At 51.8% G+C, this 18,539-nt stretch carries 21 protein-coding genes; 13 read left to right on the top strand and 8 right to left on the bottom strand.

Going from position 1 to position 18,539, the window contains the following annotated elements; translation table 11 throughout:
* Positions 1-121: 121 nt before the first annotated feature.
* From ACEW81_RS12255 to ACEW81_RS12245, 3 genes are all read right to left on the bottom strand, one after another.
* Positions 122-1,141 carry a hypothetical protein gene (locus ACEW81_RS12255; protein WP_373533276.1) on the bottom strand — a complete coding sequence of 340 codons (1,020 nt, stop codon included), beginning with the start codon at positions 1,139-1,141 and terminating at the stop codon, positions 122-124.
* Positions 1,142-1,300: 159 nt separating this feature from the next.
* Entirely contained in the window at positions 1,301-2,068 is a 768-nt protein-coding gene (gene rpaB / locus ACEW81_RS12250) for a response regulator transcription factor RpaB (protein ID WP_373533275.1), read from the bottom strand.
* A gap of 399 nt (positions 2,069-2,467) precedes the next feature.
* Positions 2,468-2,875: a hypothetical protein gene (locus ACEW81_RS12245; RefSeq protein ID WP_373533274.1), complete on the bottom strand. Its 408-nt coding sequence runs from the start codon at positions 2,873-2,875 to the stop codon at positions 2,468-2,470.
* Positions 2,876-3,352: 477 nt separating this feature from the next.
* Between ACEW81_RS12245 and ACEW81_RS12240 the strand changes: the two genes are divergently transcribed.
* The 3 genes from ACEW81_RS12240 (at position 3,353) to ACEW81_RS12230 (ending at position 5,768) form a co-directional block, all read left to right on the top strand.
* A complete protein-coding gene (locus ACEW81_RS12240) occupies positions 3,353-3,688 on the top strand; it encodes a hypothetical protein (RefSeq protein WP_373533273.1) in 336 nt (111 codons plus the stop codon).
* Positions 3,689-3,885: 197 nt separating this feature from the next.
* A complete protein-coding gene (locus ACEW81_RS12235; RefSeq protein ID WP_373533272.1) occupies positions 3,886-4,602 on the top strand; it encodes a YkgJ family cysteine cluster protein in 717 nt (238 codons plus the stop codon).
* 65 nt (positions 4,603-4,667) lie between these two features.
* The gene (locus tag ACEW81_RS12230; protein ID WP_373533271.1) at positions 4,668-5,768 is read left to right on the top strand and encodes a Glu/Leu/Phe/Val family dehydrogenase; all 1,101 of its coding nucleotides are present in this window, start codon (positions 4,668-4,670) and stop codon (positions 5,766-5,768) included.
* Between the two features lie 77 nt (positions 5,769-5,845).
* Here the strand turns inward: ACEW81_RS12230 and ACEW81_RS12225 are convergent, their stop codons facing one another.
* Positions 5,846-6,346, bottom strand: coding sequence for a PDZ domain-containing protein (locus ACEW81_RS12225; RefSeq protein WP_373533270.1), 501 nt, complete (start codon positions 6,344-6,346; stop codon positions 5,846-5,848).
* Between the two features lie 267 nt (positions 6,347-6,613).
* Between ACEW81_RS12225 and ACEW81_RS12220 the strand changes: the two genes are divergently transcribed.
* The 5 genes from ACEW81_RS12220 to ACEW81_RS12200 all read left to right on the top strand — a co-directional run bounded on the left by ACEW81_RS12220 (position 6,614) and on the right by ACEW81_RS12200 (position 9,858).
* A complete protein-coding gene (locus ACEW81_RS12220; RefSeq protein WP_373533269.1) occupies positions 6,614-6,928 on the top strand; it encodes an acylphosphatase in 315 nt (104 codons plus the stop codon).
* A gap of 10 nt (positions 6,929-6,938) precedes the next feature.
* On the top strand, positions 6,939-7,688 hold the full coding sequence (locus ACEW81_RS12215; protein ID WP_373533268.1) for a hypothetical protein: 750 nt from the start codon (positions 6,939-6,941) through the stop codon (positions 7,686-7,688).
* A gap of 186 nt (positions 7,689-7,874) precedes the next feature.
* Positions 7,875-8,297, top strand: coding sequence for a hypothetical protein (locus ACEW81_RS12210; protein ID WP_373533267.1), 423 nt, complete (start codon positions 7,875-7,877; stop codon positions 8,295-8,297).
* Positions 8,298-8,314: 17 nt separating this feature from the next.
* Positions 8,315-8,851, top strand: a complete 537-nt coding sequence (locus tag ACEW81_RS12205) for a TadE family protein (RefSeq protein ID WP_373533266.1) — start codon at positions 8,315-8,317, stop codon at positions 8,849-8,851.
* A gap of 53 nt (positions 8,852-8,904) precedes the next feature.
* Entirely contained in the window at positions 8,905-9,858 is a 954-nt protein-coding gene (locus ACEW81_RS12200) for a hypothetical protein (RefSeq protein ID WP_373533265.1), read from the top strand.
* A gap of 10 nt (positions 9,859-9,868) precedes the next feature.
* Here the strand turns inward: ACEW81_RS12200 and ACEW81_RS12195 are convergent, their stop codons facing one another.
* The 3 genes from ACEW81_RS12195 to ACEW81_RS12185 form a co-directional block, all read right to left on the bottom strand.
* On the bottom strand, positions 9,869-10,045 hold the full coding sequence (locus ACEW81_RS12195; protein WP_373533264.1) for a hypothetical protein: 177 nt from the start codon (positions 10,043-10,045) through the stop codon (positions 9,869-9,871).
* A gap of 193 nt (positions 10,046-10,238) precedes the next feature.
* Positions 10,239-11,237, bottom strand: coding sequence for a tRNA (adenosine(37)-N6)-dimethylallyltransferase MiaA (miaA, locus tag ACEW81_RS12190; protein ID WP_373533263.1), 999 nt, complete (start codon positions 11,235-11,237; stop codon positions 10,239-10,241).
* A complete protein-coding gene (locus ACEW81_RS12185; protein ID WP_373533262.1) occupies positions 11,194-11,970 on the bottom strand; it encodes a hypothetical protein in 777 nt (258 codons plus the stop codon). The genes miaA and ACEW81_RS12185 overlap by 44 nt, the downstream gene beginning before the upstream one ends.
* 456 nt (positions 11,971-12,426) lie before the next feature.
* Here ACEW81_RS12185 and ACEW81_RS12180 point away from each other — a divergent pair, with 456 nt between their 5' ends.
* From ACEW81_RS12180 to ACEW81_RS12160, 5 genes are all read left to right on the top strand, one after another.
* Positions 12,427-12,903, top strand: coding sequence for a pentapeptide repeat-containing protein (locus tag ACEW81_RS12180; RefSeq protein ID WP_373533261.1), 477 nt, complete (start codon positions 12,427-12,429; stop codon positions 12,901-12,903).
* A gap of 159 nt (positions 12,904-13,062) precedes the next feature.
* Positions 13,063-13,623: a ribosome recycling factor gene (gene frr, locus ACEW81_RS12175; RefSeq protein ID WP_373533260.1), complete on the top strand. Its 561-nt coding sequence runs from the start codon at positions 13,063-13,065 to the stop codon at positions 13,621-13,623.
* Positions 13,623-14,579: a phosphatidate cytidylyltransferase gene (locus ACEW81_RS12170; RefSeq protein WP_373533259.1), complete on the top strand. Its 957-nt coding sequence runs from the start codon at positions 13,623-13,625 to the stop codon at positions 14,577-14,579. Before frr ends, ACEW81_RS12170 begins: the two co-directional genes overlap by 1 nt.
* A 68-nt stretch (positions 14,580-14,647) precedes the next feature.
* Positions 14,648-15,400 carry a ribonuclease III gene (rnc, locus tag ACEW81_RS12165; RefSeq protein WP_373533258.1) on the top strand — a complete coding sequence of 251 codons (753 nt, stop codon included), beginning with the start codon at positions 14,648-14,650 and terminating at the stop codon, positions 15,398-15,400.
* 107 nt (positions 15,401-15,507) lie between these two features.
* Positions 15,508-16,383: a hypothetical protein gene (locus tag ACEW81_RS12160; RefSeq protein ID WP_373533257.1), complete on the top strand. Its 876-nt coding sequence runs from the start codon at positions 15,508-15,510 to the stop codon at positions 16,381-16,383.
* Positions 16,384-16,461: 78 nt separating this feature from the next.
* Here the strand turns inward: ACEW81_RS12160 and ACEW81_RS12155 are convergent, their stop codons facing one another.
* Entirely contained in the window at positions 16,462-18,342 is a 1,881-nt protein-coding gene (locus tag ACEW81_RS12155) for an AarF/UbiB family protein (RefSeq protein ID WP_373533256.1), read from the bottom strand.
* Positions 18,343-18,539 lie beyond the last annotated feature (197 nt).

The raw sequence follows: 18,539 nt of genomic DNA, 5'->3' as shown, positions 1-18,539 counted from the left end.
GGTGGTCTATAGCGCTTGTGCCTTGGCCGTTTAATAGAATGCCATTATAAAGCCCCTTAATCAGGGACTCTGACATTATTGGCGCTGGAGTGGTGAATTGATGTGAGCCTGGGCGTGTTTATTAATCGTCTGAACCGGGGGCGGTGGGCAAGGGGACGGTGACCTGGTTCTCACCGGGGGCTTCTAATTCAATCCGGCGCTTTTCATTTTCTTCTTTTGCTCGTTGCGCTTCTTTGGCTTTTGCGGAAACGGGGCGTTGATCCACCACCGCTCCAGCCCCGGCGGGTCGTGCTTTGAGGGGGGCTTTGTCAATTTCAGCGGGTTTCATTTTTTGAACGGGTTTGGCTTCCAGGCTGCTGGCTCCGTCCGTGGGTACGGGGGCGGCACTGGTTGGGGATTCTGTGTTTATCAGCGGTTGCTCGCCGCCCGTTTGAGACGGCTGGCGGGTGGTTTCCGTTTCGGTTCCCGCAGCGGTGGTGGTTTTGGGCTGAGTGGCCTCGCTGGCTGATGGTGTTTCGCTCTTTTCCGCAAGCGGTTCTTCTCCAGCAGGCGCGGTTGCCCGGTCCAGTTCTCCGCTTTGGGCCATGCACTGCAAAAAAGATTTATCCTTGGCAATCCAGTACAGGCCGTTTAGCTGAAAACTCAGGCCATTGGGTACAAATACCAGTTGTTCTTCAATACTGCCCAAGGCCCGCTGAACCTTTCGGTTCAGTACATCCATGTATGGGTTGTCCGCCTTGGGTTTGCCCTGGGTGTTCGTCTTTAAAAATTCTCGTCGAAAGCCAATGTCATTTCGATCATACTCTTGCAGATCCCCTAAAAAGCTTTCCACGCAATTGGACATAATCATAAACTGACGACGCCCCACCCCTTTTTTAAAGCTCTCACTGGCGTAGTCATCATAAATGGTTCCGTAGCGCTTGTTTCGCTCCAGTTCCTGAATGTCATCGGCGCTCATTTGCAGCAAGGCCAATTCATCTTTGCGGTAGGTGAACTGTGGCCCGTTGGGATCTTTGGGGTCCACCGACACCTGATCGCTGCGGCAACCGCCCAGGGTTATCAGTGCAAAGGACAAGCCTAACAGGAAGGCCCATTTGCCTTTTGACTGATTGGTGACTGCCTGAAAGACTGAAAACGTCATACTTGCCCCGAAAGCTTTAGTTCCCTATTGCCTATCAGCTAGGCAGCGGTAAAAGCACCTGTCTGAATTTATTGTAACTCAAATCACGCCTTTAAAACCGTTGCCCCCGCTGTTTGAAATTGTCATGCTCAATGAAAGCTGGCAATACAGGTTCGATTGCTAGTCGATTTTTTGAAACATGTAGCCAATGCCTCTGGCGGTCAAAATCAGTTCGGGATTGCTGATATCCGTTTCCAGCTTGGAGCGCAGGCGGCTGATATGTACATCCACCACACGGGTATCAATGCGATGATCGGGTGGGTAAGACCAAACGTGCTGCAAAATCTCACCACGCGAAAAGGGCTTGCCAGAGTGATTTACCAGCAATTCCAACAAGCTGAATTCCATCCCGGTCAGGCGAACCCGTTCGTTCTTTTTGAAAACCTGACGTTTGTTTAAATCCACTTTCAAGTGGCCAACCATCACCACGTTGTTGGTTTCTTTGTTGGCCGCCGGATTGGCCCCGGATTTACTAATGGTGCGGCGCAAAATGCATTTAACCCGGGCTTCCAGCTCTTTGGGGCTGAAGGGTTTGACCACATAATCATCAGCGCCCAGCTCCAGCCCGGTAATGCGCTCGGCCACATCGCCCAAGGCGGTCAGGATTATAATGGGGGTATCCGCCTGCTTGCGGATTTCCTTGGTAACGCCGTAGCCATCCATTTTGGGCATCATAATGTCCAAAACCACGATGTCGGGGTTAAACTTGTTGAAAATTTCCAGGGCTTCCTCGCCATCCGCAGCGGTTGCGGAATCAAAGCCCAGCATTTTGAAGCGGGTTTCCAGAATACGGCGAATACTGGCCTCATCATCGACGATCAGGATTTTATCGGGGCGACCGCCTGCCTTTTGGCTGCTGACAGACTCTTTTTCAGATGTAGCACTCAATGGGATAAACCTCTCGCCATTTCTGATATAGATAAAACTTGGAATGTAAGATGATGCTGTTTAACGGGTACGGAAGCTGGAAAAAGGCGACAAAAACCTGTTTTCACCTGGACCCACGCTCTCGCCGACTGCTGTCTCTCATTTCATCACACGACTGTCATCATACTAAAGTCGCCCGCCTCCGTAAAGTTATAATCGCACTATTTCACCAAACAGGCAAGCGGGTTAAGCCCTGAGCGGGGGGTAAGGTTGGGCTTTTTTCCCCGCAAAGCGCTGGTGGTTTTTAGCCAGTCGTGTTTCGTGCGTTTCGCCCCCCTGTGTACAAATGTAGAAAAGCCCGATTGCAATCAACCGGGCTTTTGTTTTCGGGCTTTTGTTTTTCCAGGGCTGAATACAGCGTTAGCTGGTTTGAATCACCGGCTGACCAATTAGATAGTCATCCAGAATATCCTGTAAAATCCCGGCAGCTGGTTTTGCTCCAAATTCATGCTGGTAAGTCTGCTCCAGCAGGCGGCTGGTTAAACTGTGGCGCTCTGGGCTGATCTGGCTGGAAAACGACTCCATGGCCATTTCAATATGATGCGCTGCCCCGGCCCCGGCCACTTGAATTTGATTGGGCTTGCCCTGTGCGGCTAATAAGTCCATCATGCGCGATGGATCCATCTTCAAATCGGCGTAGGGATCAACTGGTGTCTGGCTTTCTTCGGCTGGCAAGTTGGTTTCAGCCTTCTGGGACTTTGCTTGTCGGTTTGGTTGAAAGTTAGCGCCCAGGTTTTTATCTGGGTTAAAACCTTTAAAGTCAGTCATCTCGGACTTTCCCCTCGTAGTTTAGGCTCACTTGGAGGTGTTCGGCAATCTGGTTTCAAATCTTTAATCCCTACTCATCAAAATTTACAAAGGCGTTACAGCATCTTTTGTTTGTATTTATTATTATACTGAATATTTCGCAAAACACAGTTTCTGCTGTCCACCTGGAATCACCCACTGGTTATCACTCACTGCGTTCCCTACCGTGACTTGAGCGGAATATCGCATCCGAAAATGAGTCAAATAACGACATGTTTACCGAAAACCCTTGAATGTTTGAATTATACCCCGCAGCAGGAAGGGAACTCAATCCTTTCCAAGCCCTTGCCCCATGAATTTCAACCGTTTGAATGAATTTCAGGCCAACCTTTTGGCGCCATGCATATCCGGTGTGGGCAATTTGTATCTAATGTTTGTTTTTATTTTAAATGAAGAGATTTTATGAATTGCTTGACTATACCTGAGAGGCATATCGCCATGCGTAAAAAAACCACCGACCCGGTAGCGGCTGTAGGCAGCCGTAAAAACAAATCGGGCAAGCCCACCCGAAAAGCGGTGAATGCCATGGAAAAGCGTTTGGCGCTGATGGGGTACGTTCGGGGTCAGGATTGGTCCACCGAGCTGATTGAGGAATTTCAGAAAACAGAGCTGGAACTGGCCAGCTGCTCGGCACAGATTCAATCCTCCAGCACTTCTATGGATGAGGAAGCAGCGGTGATGGAACGCTTGAGAAGCCTGGAAATAAAGCGTTTTCAATTGCTTGGCCAGGTGTTCGGCAACCGGGTCAACGATTATCACTTACTAACCTCCTGAGGACTTCCCGCCCCCTCCTCTTGAAATGCCCGTGCTGTTTTTGGGGTCTAGTTGGTGGATTTTGCTTTGACTTTTGGGTTGCGCAACATTTCGCGCTGGCATCAATTGGCCCATACGCAGGATGCCAGAAAGGGCAAACCGGGTCATGCTGGTAGCAGGTCACAGGGTCAAGGTGAAAGGAACACACCTGAACCGGCATGAGCAATGTTTACGCCAAGGAGCTGGGAGAACCGCTTCCCCTTTGTTGTAATTTGGGGTCCTGTTGCAAAGGGGCCTCTCCCAGTACGCCCTACCACCAACTTTTAAAACGGGCGGTGCAGGGCGATGATTTTGCCCGAGGATTTTTTTCCATCATGGTGCCTTACGCTTCTCACGCCGATGCTGAAAAAATTGTAAAAGGCATTGTGGAGCGCACCTTGCTGGCGGCTGAAAAGCAGGAGGCTTTTGCCTCCCCCGAAGATGTGGTTTTTTACAGTTGCCGCTACCAAACTGCCGATAACCGTTGCGGGGTTTGGGAGGATCGTCCTCAGTTTTGCCGGGATTACCCGGATACCCCTTTTGTGGTAATGGCCCCCGGTTGCGCTTTTGAAGGCTGGGCCAAAAACTGCAAAGAAAAATTTTATGCCATGAAAGCGGAAGTTTCTCGCTTGAAAGCCATGAAACTGGAACTGGAAGAATTGAAGTCCCTGCAGTCAGCCAGCTCAGTTCCGGGGGGAGTGGCCCCCATGGCGATGGCTGGCATCCCGGAGGATCGTGTATCAGGTACCCTGCAAAGCGTCGCTTACGGTCATCCTTACACGAAGATTGACGAGTTGTTTCGGGCTGCTGATAATACGGACAACTTGAGTCTGGTTCTTTCATTAACCCGGCTTTATGTGGCATCGCCACTAAGTTCTGTCTATTTTATCCGCTAGAGGGGTTGCGGACTAATTGCGATTTTAAGATGCGTTTGAATTGATATTCAAGGGGGGAATTAGCCATGTCTTATTTCGAGATGTTGAATCATCATGGGCACGAGGGGGTTTTCTTTTGCGCGGATCCAGAGTCTGGATTGAGGGGGATGATTGCCATTCACGACACCACGCTGGGGCCAGCTCTGGGTGGTTGCCGCATGAAAGCTTACGCCTGTGAAGCCGATGCGCTGAGCGATGTGCTGCGTTTGTCTCGGGCCATGACCTATAAATCGGCGGTGGCGGGCTTGAACTTGGGAGGCGGCAAGTCGGTGGTCATTCTGGAGCGGCCTGAGCAAAAAACACCGGCCCTTTTAAAAGCGTTTGCCGAGCGGATTAATTTGCTAAAGGGCCATTATATCGGGGCGGGCGATGTGGGTTCCGATACCCATGATTTGCGGCTGATGCGCCAGGTTTCCCCGTTTATTACGGGCTTGGCCAAAGCGGATGGCGGGTTGGGTGATTCTTCCATTTTAACCGCCCTGGGGGTATTTCAGGGTATTCAGGCCGCCGTGCTGGAAAAGCTGGGTCGGCACGATTTGGACGGCTTGAAAATTGCGGTGCAAGGCGCTGGAAAAGTGGGCTTTCATCTGGTGGAACATTTGTTGAACGCCGGTTGCCGGGTCTATATTTCAGATCCTGACCTGAAAGCGCTCGCCAATGCCCGTGAACATTACCCAGGGCTACTTACCTGCGATGGGCAGGCTTTGTTCGAGCAGGAAGTGGACGTGTTTTCGCCCAACGCCATTGGGGGTGTGATTACCAATGACATTGCCCACGGGCTGAAGGCCAAAATCGTGGCGGGGGGAGCAAACAATCCGCTGTCTGGTCAAAAGGCGGCCCAAATTTTGCACGAACGGGGCATTTTGTACGCCCCGGATTTTGTGATTAACGCGGGCGGGGTGATCATGGTGGCTTGCGAAATTGAGCAGTTGCCCTTTGCGGCGGCCCGAGAAAAAACACTGGGCATTTATGAAACCACCCGCCGGGTTTTTGAATTGTCCCGGAAAGCCCATTTATTGCCCTGGAACGCTGCCCAGAGACTGGCCCTGAATCGCATTGAGGAGGCGCAGTCCCGAGAGTATCACTACGGGCGTGGACAACACCTGGAGCGGGCAGCGCTGGTTTAAGGGCTGGCAACGAGGTTCCAAAAAGCGGATAAGCCCTGGGCGCTTTTTGCGGGCGGGGCTATCCGCTGAACGCCCTTTTAAGGGGTTAAGCCCGCAAAGCTCTGGCGCACGGTGGGGTCTGTCTGGCCCAGGGACATCACTGTGAGGCTGTATTTTTTGGGTTTGCCATCCCTTAAAATCACCAGATTGACCACATCGCCCGGAATATCGGAAATCAGCCGATCGACTTCGCTCAGGGTTTTTTGAACCGCCCGAACTCCGTTAATGGCCAAAATGGTATCGCCCACCCGTATGCCCTGCAATTGGGCGGGGGTACCTTTAAACACTTTTTGAATCACCGGGTAGTGATTCGGCTCAATCAACATATCCAGCCCCACCACCCCTTTTTCTGAAGTGCCCGGTAAGGCTTCCCGGTAAGTTTCCTGAATGACAAAGGGCTTACCAGATTTGGCCGTGGGGGCCTGTTTTGCCTTGCCCTGTTTGACGGGTGGTGCGGCCTCGGTGAAGCCTGCCCCACACAGGCAGCTGATTACGGTGAACATACAGAAGCCCTTGAGGCCAGAGATCCAATCACGCATACAAACACTCCTATTTGCCGGGTGAGGGAAGCGGTACTGATTTGGCAGTGTAATCCGTTGTTTGAAAGTGTCAGCCCGTTTCGCCAATCAGTGGAAGCGTCAGGGCAATTTCTTTACAATTGGCAACGACCCTCCTTACAATAGGGTGTCACATGATGCAGCGATCGTCATCCTCCCGGCAAGGGAGGAAGCTCCGATTCCAGCCGTGATTCTGGTTTGGGGGCGCTTTAGGCCAGTCGTTCGTCAGGATTCAAACCGGGAGGCGTTATGCCGTCATCCAGAACCACTCACTCTATGGCCGCCAAGCGGGTTTTAATTTCCGGTAAAGTGCAGGGGGTTGGCTTTCGTTATGCCCTGGCCGAGCTGGCCCGTTCCCTAAATATTCAGGGCTGGTGCCGAAATTTGGCCAGCGGGGAGGTGGAAGCCAGTTTTCAGGGGGAGGCTTCCCAAGTGATGGCTTTAATGGACTGGTTGCGTCAGGGGCCGCCCGGTGCGGTGGTGGCACAGGTGGTTGTTGAGGATCAAGCCATTCTGGAACCCTTACTGGGAGAATCCATTCAAACCTTTGAAATTCGAAAGTGAAGGCTAACCCATGAGTGTGGATATTGAAGTGGATGCTGATATGACCCAATGCAAATTAAAAGGGGCCTCCACAGGGGTGAGGCGTCTGGCAGGGTTCCTAATCTCTGTGGCCTTGGTGATGGATGGGCTGTCAGGCTCAGCCTTTGCCCAGCAACTGGATACGGATGAGCTATTGAAAGTTTCCCCGGTTCAGGCTGCCAGAAAGAAGGTGCTGGGTACCCCATCCCCATCGGCGGCCTCCCCCAACCCGGATACTGTGAAAATTCCTGCCGGATTTAAGCCCTTAACCGCCAGCGTTTCCAGAACGCTTTATCTCCCGCCCGCCATGTACGGGCAATGGACGGTTACCGGAACCGTTCGGGAAACCAACATCGCGGATTTGATCCCGGTGGCCAATGATATTTGGGTGTTGCAACGGGAAGGGGATGCGGTCACCATTACCAATCCCACCAATGGGGCTTCGGCGGCCATTAATGTGGATGCGGTTAATGGCGATACGGCCACCTTTCACCGGGCTGGTGTCACGGATCGGGTCAATCGCTCCGAGCTGGTGACTTTGACCGTGCAAGGGGATTCCTTGTACGGCAAAAACCTGCGTCGGGAAGAAGTAATCCGCAAAGGGAAAGTGGTTCGGGTCAATTATGCCGTTTTTGAGTTGCAGGGAACCCGAATTAGCGGGGCCAGCGCGGTGTTTCGTCCCGAGCTGCGGGACGCCGGGCCGGATATTGAGATTGAGGACGTGCGCAGCGGCTTTCGGTAAGCGGTAGGCCAGCGTTTGCCCCACGCCAGTAGAATGCCGGTGATCTTTTGCTGTTCATTTTTTTATAATTTGTTAAGTTTTTTAAATCAAATACGTCCTGACATTTCAGATTTGGCCTGGGTGGCCGAAGTCTTTAGTATCTCCCCGGTGTAAACCGGGTGATGTCCCGAACGGGGCGAATACTGAATGACAGACGCTGAAATGAAGGTATCAATGGGCTGGATGACAATCATTACCAATCAGGCCGCCTCCCGGCAACGGGGCAACGCTTTGATGGAATACGCTTTACCGGCGGGAGTCATCCTGTTGTCAGCCGGTCTGTTAGTCACGGTCAGTGACGCCACGGGCATTATGGCTGAGTATTATCTTTCAGCCAGTGGCAGAACCAAGGCCAGCCTGCAGGGTCGAACCTTTAAAACCCAGGGGTTGGCCGATGGGGCTTATGGTGATGCCAGCAATGGATTTGCCGCCTTTGCCGGATTTGCCGGTTTAAAAGATGGCGCAGGCGGCGCTGTGGCCTCGGCGGGTGGCGGATTGTTTTATGCCGGGGATGCCAGCCGTAAGGGAGGCCGACGGCCATCGCCCTCTCCCGATGCCTTGTACCCTTAACCCTGGCTGATGCGGATATGATGCCCCACACTACAATTCTGTTAAAGCAAACTAACGCCTTTTCCCCGGCGCGGACCGGGCAATCGTTGGTGGAATTTATTTTTCTGGCCCCGGTGATGGTGCTGATTCTGGTGGGGGCCTTCAGCTTTGGTCTGGGAACCTATCAGGCCCACATGACTTCAGACGCCGTTCAGTTGGCCATGCTGAAAAGCGTTGAACTGGCCGATGCGCCGGGCAAGATTAGCAGCGGAAAACTTCAGGGCTATATAAACAGCGGTGGGCTGAAGGGCAATTTGAGCGCCGGAAAGCTGGTGGATGAACTGACTGTGGTTAATGGCCGTCTTTTGATTGCCCGAAAGAATTTTACGCCTTTGGCCAGCTTTGTTCCCGGATTTACCATTTCGGTGGGGCAGGCCATCAATCCCAGTTTGCTAAAGTCTATTTCCGAAGGAAATGCCCGACTTCGCCCGTTGGCCACTCCGTGGGTTCCGGGTGGTAATCGCATGCAACCGCCCCCCTGGACGCCGGAAGGTGCCCCGGAAGAACCGGAATAAGAAGAGTGGTGATGCGTATGATGCAACCCCAAACCATAAGAGGAGCATCCCTCATGGCTCAACCGGCCCCCACAACCCCAAAGGGGAGTATCCGTACTCGCTGTAAAGGCGGCATTCTGGTTTTGTTTTGCGGGTTGGCCGTACTCATTATCGGCTTTATGGGGCTTTGTATCTATACTGGCTTGCAGGCGTTTGTGGAAGGGGATTTACAGCGGGTCAGCATGAATGCGGCCATGGTGGGCGCTGCTGGCTATTACAGCAACGTGGGAACTTTTGGAAAGCCGCTGCCCAGCGCCAGCAGCGCAAAAAATGACGCCAGAAACATTTTTCAAGGGGTTATGCGACGATCTTCCGTGGGTGGTTTTGGGGCTCGTGTCATTCGGATTACCAGCAATGACAGCAACGACAGTGTGTCGGTTACCAGCAGGGCCACCTTGCCCACCGCTTTATTGACCCCCATTGGCATTCAGAACATCCAGGTCAACGCCACCGCCACGGCCAGGGCCGTTAAGTATGAACCCACCGCTTTTACAGGCCCCATTGAGATTTTACCCGATGGGGTAACGCTGGCCAGTTATTCACGCACCCTGGATTTGGCGTTTCCGCTGGTGAATGGCCTTGGCACCGATTTGTATGTAGAGCAGCCCGCTGAGGCCCAGCAAGGGTATGTGGTGGAGGCTTGTAATTCTCGTAATTGCTATGATCTCATTCAGGCAGCCACCCCGGTTGGCAGCGGACAGATTTTAACCAGTCGGGCGGGTAAAAAATTAATTTATGGAAGCGCCACTTTTAATTTGGGAAGAATTAAAGTGCATAAAGCCACGAAATTGCGCTTTACCCATGGAAACGATTTTAAGTCCGGCTATTTTAAAGCGGGGGCGCCCACCCCTTATGACAGCACCCCTTTGCCCCTTACCATTCAGCGGGTCATGATTTTTCATCATGCCAGCGCCTGTGTGTCTCCCAGCAATTGCCCGGTTCCGGCAGGCTTTTCACCGGTGGAGTAGGCCGATTTTTTTAGTGGGTAATGTCCACGTAAAACACTTCAGAAGACAAGATATAGTCTTTGAACACCGAGCTAGACGGATGTTGGCCTGCCACAAATTTTTGGCTGGCTTGCATTAACGCCGTTTCATTCAGGTTAGAAAGTTGCTTGCGCTCATCAATTACGATGTTTAAAATGCCGTTGCTCATTGGGGGGCGTCCTTCTAAAAGTGAGTTGAAAGGGGAATTTGTGTGTGGGGGAGAACCAAATGGGTTGAACAATCAAAGTAACGGAAAACAGGGCAAAAAGTTGCGACTTTGTTAAAAAACACGATTGAAAAGCACTGTTAAAAAAACGCGGATGTTCGCTTAACAATAAAGCGGCAAGCTTTTTTGGCAAAAATCAGGCCTGCTCCATCCAGGCTTTAACCTGGGCTTTGGCCCAGTCCAGTGCTTGCAGGGGACTACTGGTATCGCACACCCACCAGTTAATTTCGGGGTTTCTTCGAAACCAGGTCATCTGGCGGCGTGAGTACTGGTGAATGTTCAGCCGGATTTGGGCCATCGCCTCGGCAAGGGGTTGCTTCCCCTGTGCCACGGCCACCAGTTCCGGGTAGCCGTGGGCCACGCCCAGGGCATGGGCTTCCGGGCCATATCTCTTTATTAAATCTTCTACCTCGCTCAGCCAGCCTGCGGCCATCATCTGCTCAATGCGCTCATCAATGCGGCTTCGCAGTAAATCCCGGTTTTCATAGGTTAGCCCCAGCCAAAGCACGTTCAGCGATTTTTCGATGAGCTGGTTGGGAACCGGCAAGCCGGTGGCCTCTATAATTTCCAGCGCCCGAATCAGTCGTACCTGATCGTTGGGGTGCAACGCACTGGCCCGAACGGGATCCTTGAGCGATAACAAACGGTGCAAGTGCTGGGAGCCTTGCTGCTGGGCCAGTGCTCGCATGCCTTCCCGGAAGGGTTCATTGGGCGGCACCGGGGGAATAAATTCGGCTTGCAGCAAGGCCCGCAGATAAAATCCGGTTCCTCCCACCACCAGCGGGATTTTTCCCGACTCATGAATACTCTGCAAGTGTTGGCTGGCCTGTTGCTGATAGCTGGCTGCGCTAAAAATTTCGGGGGGATTGGCCACATCAATCATGTGGTGAGGCACCCCCTGTTTTTCCAGCTCACTCGGTTTGGCGGTGCCTACATTCAGTTCCCGGTAAATAATCTGGGAATCGGCGGAGATGATTTCGGTGTTGAGCCATTGGGCAAGCGCTACCGATAAAGCGGTTTTTCCGGTGGCGGTAGGGCCTACAATCGCAATGACCCGAGGCTTGGATTCCAGTGAATGGGATGACATGCGTTTATGGTAAAGGCGGTTTTTCAGCGGATGCTTCGGACGGGTCATCAGCTTCTACCGGGGGAAGGGGTTTGCCAATAAACTGATAGGCATACACAAACAAAATGACCGTGAAAAAGACTTGCGCCAACAGGTTTAAAAACTGAAATACAACGCCCACTAATAAATTGCTGGCCCCGGCCAGTCCTCCCAGCAAAAACAGGGGCACCCAAATCAGGCCGATAATGGAGGTTAGGCTTATCAGCCGTAAGGGATCCCGGAAAAACTGGGCTGCGCTGCTGAGACAGGCTTGCCATCCGTTTTTATTGTAGAAAATAATGTAAGTGGGCCACAACATGGTGAGCAAATAAAAGCAGGCGTAAAGGCCCACTCCCGCCAAAATCACAAAGGAGAATTCTGCCAGGCTGGTTTGCTGGGAAAGGGTCATGTTTTTGATAAAGCTTTCACGCTGCTCCAGTGGGAGAGTGGCCATTTGTATCACTAATGCCTGATTTTTGGCCCACAAATCCCGAACCACCCAGCCAAAGGCCAGCAAAAGCCCTGCATGAATACTGTAAGCCAAAGCCACTGGCCCAAAATACTGGCCAATGCCCGGAAAAAATTCTTTAAACAGAACCAGGGAGTCTTTAACGTGGTTTTGCTTGAGCGCTTCGGTTTTGGGCACGCTTAGGAACCGAACGCAAGCCTGAGCCACCATATTGAACCAACCGGCCATGACTGCCGCGAAAATTAACAGCAGTATCAGGCCAAAAAGAGCCCAGCGCCATTCCAGGGCGGGCATTCCTCCTAGCCTCAGCAGGCTTTCAAACAGGAGCAGACTTAAAAGAAATATGTAAACAAGCGTAAAGTTCCGTGAGCCGATCACGAAACCATTCATTAAAACCGTAAGAAGCTGTCGCATGGCTGGGAGTTTACCACCAACTCGCCCGTTCTGGAAGCAGGAAAATCGAATTACCCGATTGGGGGAATGACAATACCTTGTTTTTAAAAATATAATAGTTAAAATTCTATTTATGCGAAGCGTAAGATAATCTTCGCCTTTTAAAAACAGCGCTTTTACAAATCTCGTAAAAAACAAGCTTGGAAAATCGGGTCAAGGGAATCCAATTCATCGGGGAAAACTGATTCATTGGTCAAAGAGAAGAGGCACTCGGATTTCCGAGCGATTGAGAAGTGATATTTAAGAAAGCGATATAAGAGGCAAATTTACGACCATATAAACTGAGGGACCTTGGGCATGTTACAGACACCAGCACAACCCAGAAAGTACAGACCGTTAAAGGCAAGACAGCCGGAATTCGGTTTCCCTGTCTCCAAATTGGGACAATACGCAAGCGTACCACCCAAATACGCGGGCAATCCCGATTTTTTGCACTACCGGCTGGGGCCTGGATCGGATCTGCCAAGTGCTTGTCTGTCTAATGCCGATTTGCGCTGGAGTAATTTTCGGGGCGCCAACTTAAGTGGGGCCAAACTGTGCGGCTCTATTTTATGGGGCGCCATCCTCACGCACGCCAATCTGTCTGGCGCGGATATCAGTCATGCCGACTTTACCGGGGTGGATTTGGTGGGGGCCAACTTGACCGCCGCCAAGACTGACGGCACTTGCTTTGTGGGGGCCAGATACGGTGTGGACACTGTTTTCCCCAAAGGCTTTGGCGATCCTGAGAAAAAAGGCATGGTGGGCTTAAGTGAGTCCTTGCAGTTGAACTGACATTCTTTTTAATTATTAATTTTTATTCTGATTTCAGGGAGCTTGTTACAAGCTCCCTGATTGTTGTTTGAGGCAATTTAAGCCCCTCTTATTGCCTGTCAGGGACACTTAACGGTAAGATGTCAGCAATGTTTACTCGTTAACTTGGGGATAACCGAAATGTCGGCTGACGATATTCACGCTTTGGCTGAGGAAAAAATGAAGAAAGCCATTGGTTCCGCGCAGTATGAAATGGGCGCCATCCGCACCGGACGAGCCAATCCGCTGATTCTGGACCGGGTAGTGGTGGATTACTACGGAACTCCCACCGCCGTTCGGCAAATGGCCAACGTGTCGGTTCAGGAAGGGCAAACCCTGGTCATCCAGCCCTACGATAAAAGTTCCATGATGGAAATTGAAAAAGCCATTTCCAAATCGGATATCAACTTGCCGGTGAACAACGATGGGCAGGTGCTGCGCTTGAATGTGCCGCCCTTGAACGAAGAACGTCGTCGTGAACTGGTGAAAATGGTTAAAAAAATCGGCGAAGAAAGCAAAGTGGCCATTCGCAACATTCGCCGGGACGCCACCGGTGATGTGGAAAAGCTGAAAAAAAGCGACAACTTGCCAGAAGATGAACTGAAGCTGCGTTTGGAAAAAATTCAGAAGCTGACCGATAAATACATTCAACAACTGGAGCAGGTGGTTGGCGAAAAAGAGAAAGAGGTCATGGAGGTTTAGTGTCTTCTGGCAACAAAGCTTCCCATACCGAAGAGGCGGATCTTTTGCTTGAAAAGCCCTTGCGACGATTGTCCAGGGTGCAAATGGGCTTAATTATCGCTGTGGTCTTTTTTGGTTGCGCCTTTTTGGGTGGCTGGTGGTGGTCGGCGTTGGTGCTGGCCTCTATCTACTTTGGGCAACAGGAACTGGAAGCCCTGATGGGCAACATCGGGGTTAAGCCGTCTCGCATTATTGTTTTTTCAACTGCGGTGTTGATGGTGCTTTCCGCTTCATTGAACAAGCCCCAGTTTATTTCTCCGGTGCTAACCCTGGCGGTCATCGCCAGTTTTTTCAGGCTGCTGTTTCGCAGTCCTCGGGCCAAAATCGGGGACATTGGCGGCACCTTGATTGTGGTGTTTTACATCATTTTTCTGCCGGTGCATTTCATTTTGCTGCGCCATCTGGGCGGGGGCGAAACCTTGCCCGCCTGGCAGCAACCGGGCTTGCAGTACTTGTGCCTGTTGTTGTCGGTGATCAGCGCTTCCGATATTGCGGCTTACTATGTAGGAAGAGCCTTTGGCAAGCATTTGCTGTACCCGGAAATCAGCCCTAAAAAAACCAGAGAAGGCGCAGTAGGGGGCTTGTTGGGCGGGCTTTTTCTGGGGGTGTTGAATGCGTTTTTATGGCAACTGCCCCTGGGACATACCCTGATTTTGAGCGCCTTGCTGGTGGTGGTGGGGCAGCTGGGTGATTTGACCGAATCCATGATGAAACGGGAAGTGGGTTTGAAGGATTCCGGGGCCTTGTTGGCCAGCCACGGCGGTTTTTTAGACCGTGCTGATAGTTATGTTTTTTCGGGCATTGTTTGTTACTATTATATTTACTGGGTGATGCTTTCTCAGGGCTTGGCCCCCGAGGTCATCCAGTGGTTTCAGCACCTGGGCGCCTCGGTCAATCGTTTCATTCCAGTGGCTTGAGGCCGGATGGGCGCTATCGCTCAGTCGTTTCTACCCGCCTTTTTCAACCGCAAGGGTATTTGGTTTTTATGGCTTCCACTTCCTCTGATAATCAGGCCATGGGCGTTGACAAAGCCCGCAAGCAGCAACTTTTAACGCTGCTGAAATCCTTGTGCATCAAGCGCCCCAAACACTACGAGTTGTATGATCGGGCCTTGACCCACAGTTCGTTTACTTACGAAAACAAGTTATCCACCATTGATAACTACGAGCGGCTGGAATATTTGGGCGATGCGGTACTGAAGCTATTGGTAAGCCAGTATTTGTTTGAACGTTTTCCCGAACACCGGGAAGGGGAGCTGACCAAAATTCGGGCGGTGGTGGTCAGTGATGCCAAACTGGCCGAGCTGGCCCAAACCATGAAACTGGGCGACTACATTATTTTTGGGGCCAGTGAGGCCCGCAGCGGAGGGCCTCGCAAGGTGTCCAATCTGGCTTGTGCGTTTGAAGCCTTGCTGGGGGCTTTGTATCTGGATGGCAAAATGGATGAGGCCAACGACTTGATTCGCAATTTGCTGGAATCCATGGTGACCGAGCTGGACTTGAGCAAGATTAAGGACAATTACAAGGCCGCTTTGCAGGAACTGACCCAAACGGACGGGGGCACCCTGCCCATTTACCGCACGGTACAGGAAAGCGGCCCTTCTCATAAACGGGTTTTTCATGTGGAAGTCTCCATCAACGGGGAAATGATGGGCATGGGCAGCGGCAAATCTAAAAAAGAGGCCCAGCAACAGGCGGCCCGTCAGGCGTTGGAAACCCTGAACGAGCTGGAAAATTGAGCTTGATCTTTTCAGGTTAGCAACCAGAGCAATAGCCAAAGCCACCAGATTGCATTATAGTGCTAGCAAGCCGTTAGCCCGCATTCAGGCGGAGGAGGTTATTTCCCATGGCTTATACCGAACTGGTTTATGAATTACTAAAAAAAGATTTATGCGCCCCCAGAGTGCTGCTGGAGCAGGTGTTGATTTATATCAACGACCGTTACGGCTATCCGGCCACCAATCTGGCTGGCTTTTTTCAGGAAAAGTTTCCCTCTCTGGAGGACTACGAGGTTGATTTGACCTTTTCTCCGCAGTATACCCCGGCTGAGCATAACCGGCTGGAGTACATTCCGGCGCTGGGCGAGCATCACCTTACGGTGTCTGATTTGGCGCTGTTGAAAAACCGGCTGAATGAACGGAAGCTGCAAACCGCCTTCAAATCTCAGGATAATGATGATGAAGTGGTGGTTCAGCTTCACGAGGTTTTTGTAGAGCGTTATGTCAATCTGCTAAAACTGGATCAGAAATTGCCAGAAGGCATGTATCAGGAAATCATTCATACGGTGCCTCAAGCCTCTCATAATGAAGTGAATTTACACGCCCGTGATGATGTGTGGCAGCAGCCTAACAAGTTGGCCATTTTGCGGGCCTTTTTGCATACTTTTAAGGTTTTGGACAATTTTTCCACGATGAAGGTCAGCTTTTTAACCAACTTTGCGCGCACCTATCGTCCGGCTGGCTTGCTGGATATGGATCGCTTGCTGGACAGCCTGATCAAATCCTGTCAGGTGGATATGGAAAACGTCTCCGGGCGGGGCTTCCATGATGAATACCTGAAGGCCTTGAACGTGGGCAATCCCTTGACCAAAAACGTGGAGCGGGATGTGTGGGCGCACTATCGCCATATGATCGATATGGCCACCCAGCTGAAAGCGGATTTGGCCCGTATGCCGGAAGCGGTTCCCGCTTTGCTGGCTGAGGCCCAACAGCAGCCTGTTTAATGCCGAAAAAAAAGCGGTGGTTCATAGCCACCGCTTTTTTTCACGTTTATTGCTTTTTGGTTTTTGAAGCGAGGGTGCTTAGTCTATTTCCTCAATGTGGACGCTTTCCGGCTGTGGGGTGGGTTTGGGTACTAAAAATTGCAGGGTATTCCGCACGGCGTTATTGCCTTCCCGGCAGTAGTGCAAGCCTGCTGGAAGCAGCTCCCGGCTGGCGGCAACGGGTTGCGCCCACAGCAGTTTTTTAATGCCCTGATACAAATCGGGCAGAGAATCCCGCAGGTAGCTGTTTTGGGGCTGACCCACCGCTTTGGAAATTTCATCGTAGGTTCTAATGGCTTGCAGTTGGGCCTTGAAGGTGGTGGTTTCCGATTCAGGCAACACCAGACAATGCTTCTCCAGCAAGGCTTCCATGAATTGCTGGTTATGCTGGCAATCGGTCAGGTTCACGTTGGCTTTAAACAGTTTTTCATCCAGTGCTTGCCGCAGCTGGGCGCCCAGTTGGGTGGGGGATACATCGGCTGGTAAGTCGGCGTTGGACAGAATGTACTGGCTCAGTTTTTTACTGTTGCCGGAAATACTGCCCAACAGCAGGCCCAGTTGGGCTGCCACTTTTTTACTGGTTTGGGGAATGGCCAGCCCAGCGTCAATAAACGTGGTTTCCACTTCATGACGGTTTGGATTGACGTTGATAAAAATATTACCAGGATGCGGATCGCCGTGGGTTAAGAACGTTTCGTTGGGTTTGATGCGCAGTAACGCTTGCTGGTTATAGGCTTTTAAAAAGGCATTCGGCAGTTTGCGTTTCCAGGGGTTGGGATCTTCAAGCCAGGGAGACTGGTTTAAATACGGCGCTACCTGTTCCCGATATTTTGCGGGTTGGGCGTCGTGCAGTGCCAACAGCTCTGTTAGTTTCTTCAGTTCGATTCCCGGCGCCATTTCCTGAACCAGCGATATGGCTTTCCCGGTGCCTGAGGCATAGCCACACGCCTTGCTTTGAGCCACTTGATAACGAGTTGCGCCCTTGGCGATGCCCTTTGCGTTTTGGGCCTCCTGGGCAAAATCCAGTTCCTGTTCCCACTGCTTGTATAAATTGTCGGCCCGTTTGAGATGGTAGGCCTGCTTTTTGGGATTGGGAAAAACGCTTTTCAGCAAGGTTTTGGCCAACTTTTTTTCCTGAGCCATGCTGTCAGCATCCACCCCTTGTTTTAGTACTTTGATCACCACGGGTTGATCCCCCTGTTGGGCCAGATAGACTTCCCCAATGGTGCCCACCCCCAGTGGCTTGATGAGTTGATAGGTTCCGGGCTGGTACAGTTGATTAATCAGGGCTTGGGTTTCCGCCAAAGTGCGGGTTACAGCGCCTTTGCTCTGCAATTGCCGAAATATGGCCCTTTGGGCCTGCGGCACTCTGGGATCATCGGCCAGAATCTGAAACAGTTTGCCGGGACCCACACCGGCATGGCTCAGCATCAGCGCGGCTTTTTCTACCGGGGTACCTTGTGAGAACGCTTGAGACTGTGCGGTTTTTAGGGCCAGTGGTGCTTTTTGAGCGGCCAATAAGGTGGCCAGCCCGGTAAATTCATCGTCAGAGGCCAAGGTTTCCACGCTTTGGGGGTTGTTGAGCCAATGTTTTAATCCGCTCTGGATAGGATTCTCTCCCCCAATAGATTCCGGGGGCCGCAACAGGGCCTGAGTGGCTTCCCGACTCAGCTTTTTAAGGTCAAAACAAGCGTCCAGCACCTGTCCCAATGGCCCGTTTAGCCAGGGGGCAGAGAAAGGGGCTTTTGAAGACGCAGTCCCGTCGCCCCCTTGGTCTGGTGGGCTGAAGGCATCCGGGAGGGAGTCCGGTAAGGGCCACAGGATTTCTGGATCATACGGTGGGGGGACAGGCTGATGGCTATCGAGCCCAACCGGGGTGGCAAGGTTGAAATGGGGCCGCGCGCCCAGTGGACTGCTCATGAATTTTCGCTCCTGACTTTAAGGGATGGCTACCGCTGCTTGTGGGAGTAGAAAGTCGCTTTTGGGTTTGAACGGACTGGGAAAGACCACTTATTGTGATAGGGGTTTTGTCCCATTTGTGGTTTTTGGGGCGTGGCATGACGGATTGTTTTGCCCCAAACGGTGGCCGATGGCTGGCAAAATGGACGGGTTGCTTG

It is taken from the genome of Vampirovibrio sp. (genome assembly GCF_041737375.1).
Taxonomy (GTDB): Bacteria; Cyanobacteriota; Vampirovibrionia; order Vampirovibrionales; family Vampirovibrionaceae; genus Vampirovibrio.
Note: the sequence above shows the minus strand (reverse complement) of the source record. Positions and strands in the feature narration are given on the sequence as shown.

Excerpts from the sequence above, each read along its gene's own strand:
- ACEW81_RS12255 (WP_373533276.1), bottom strand. The coding sequence starts at position 1,141 with ATGACGTTTTCAGTCTTTCAGGCAGTCACCAATCAGTCAAAAGGCAAA.
- ACEW81_RS12245 (WP_373533274.1), bottom strand. The coding sequence starts at position 2,875 with ATGACTGACTTTAAAGGTTTTAACCCAGATAAAAACCTGGGCGCTAAC.
- ACEW81_RS12240 (WP_373533273.1), top strand. The coding sequence starts at position 3,353 with ATGCGTAAAAAAACCACCGACCCGGTAGCGGCTGTAGGCAGCCGTAAA.
- ACEW81_RS12235 (WP_373533272.1), top strand. The coding sequence starts at position 3,886 with ATGAGCAATGTTTACGCCAAGGAGCTGGGAGAACCGCTTCCCCTTTGT.
- ACEW81_RS12230 (WP_373533271.1), top strand. The coding sequence starts at position 4,668 with ATGTCTTATTTCGAGATGTTGAATCATCATGGGCACGAGGGGGTTTTC.
- ACEW81_RS12225 (WP_373533270.1), bottom strand. The coding sequence starts at position 6,346 with ATGCGTGATTGGATCTCTGGCCTCAAGGGCTTCTGTATGTTCACCGTA.
- ACEW81_RS12220 (WP_373533269.1), top strand. The coding sequence starts at position 6,614 with ATGCCGTCATCCAGAACCACTCACTCTATGGCCGCCAAGCGGGTTTTA.
- ACEW81_RS12215 (WP_373533268.1), top strand. The coding sequence starts at position 6,939 with ATGAGTGTGGATATTGAAGTGGATGCTGATATGACCCAATGCAAATTA.
- ACEW81_RS12210 (WP_373533267.1), top strand. The coding sequence starts at position 7,875 with ATGACAGACGCTGAAATGAAGGTATCAATGGGCTGGATGACAATCATT.
- ACEW81_RS12205 (WP_373533266.1), top strand. The coding sequence starts at position 8,315 with ATGATGCCCCACACTACAATTCTGTTAAAGCAAACTAACGCCTTTTCC.
- ACEW81_RS12200 (WP_373533265.1), top strand. The coding sequence starts at position 8,905 with ATGGCTCAACCGGCCCCCACAACCCCAAAGGGGAGTATCCGTACTCGC.
- ACEW81_RS12195 (WP_373533264.1), bottom strand. The coding sequence starts at position 10,045 with ATGAGCAACGGCATTTTAAACATCGTAATTGATGAGCGCAAGCAACTT.
- miaA (WP_373533263.1), bottom strand. The coding sequence starts at position 11,237 with ATGACCCGTCCGAAGCATCCGCTGAAAAACCGCCTTTACCATAAACGC.
- ACEW81_RS12185 (WP_373533262.1), bottom strand. The coding sequence starts at position 11,970 with ATGCCCGCCCTGGAATGGCGCTGGGCTCTTTTTGGCCTGATACTGCTG.
- ACEW81_RS12180 (WP_373533261.1), top strand. The coding sequence starts at position 12,427 with ATGTTACAGACACCAGCACAACCCAGAAAGTACAGACCGTTAAAGGCA.
- frr (WP_373533260.1), top strand. The coding sequence starts at position 13,063 with ATGTCGGCTGACGATATTCACGCTTTGGCTGAGGAAAAAATGAAGAAA.
- rnc (WP_373533258.1), top strand. The coding sequence starts at position 14,648 with ATGGCTTCCACTTCCTCTGATAATCAGGCCATGGGCGTTGACAAAGCC.
- ACEW81_RS12160 (WP_373533257.1), top strand. The coding sequence starts at position 15,508 with ATGGCTTATACCGAACTGGTTTATGAATTACTAAAAAAAGATTTATGC.
- ACEW81_RS12155 (WP_373533256.1), bottom strand. The coding sequence starts at position 18,342 with ATGAGCAGTCCACTGGGCGCGCGGCCCCATTTCAACCTTGCCACCCCG.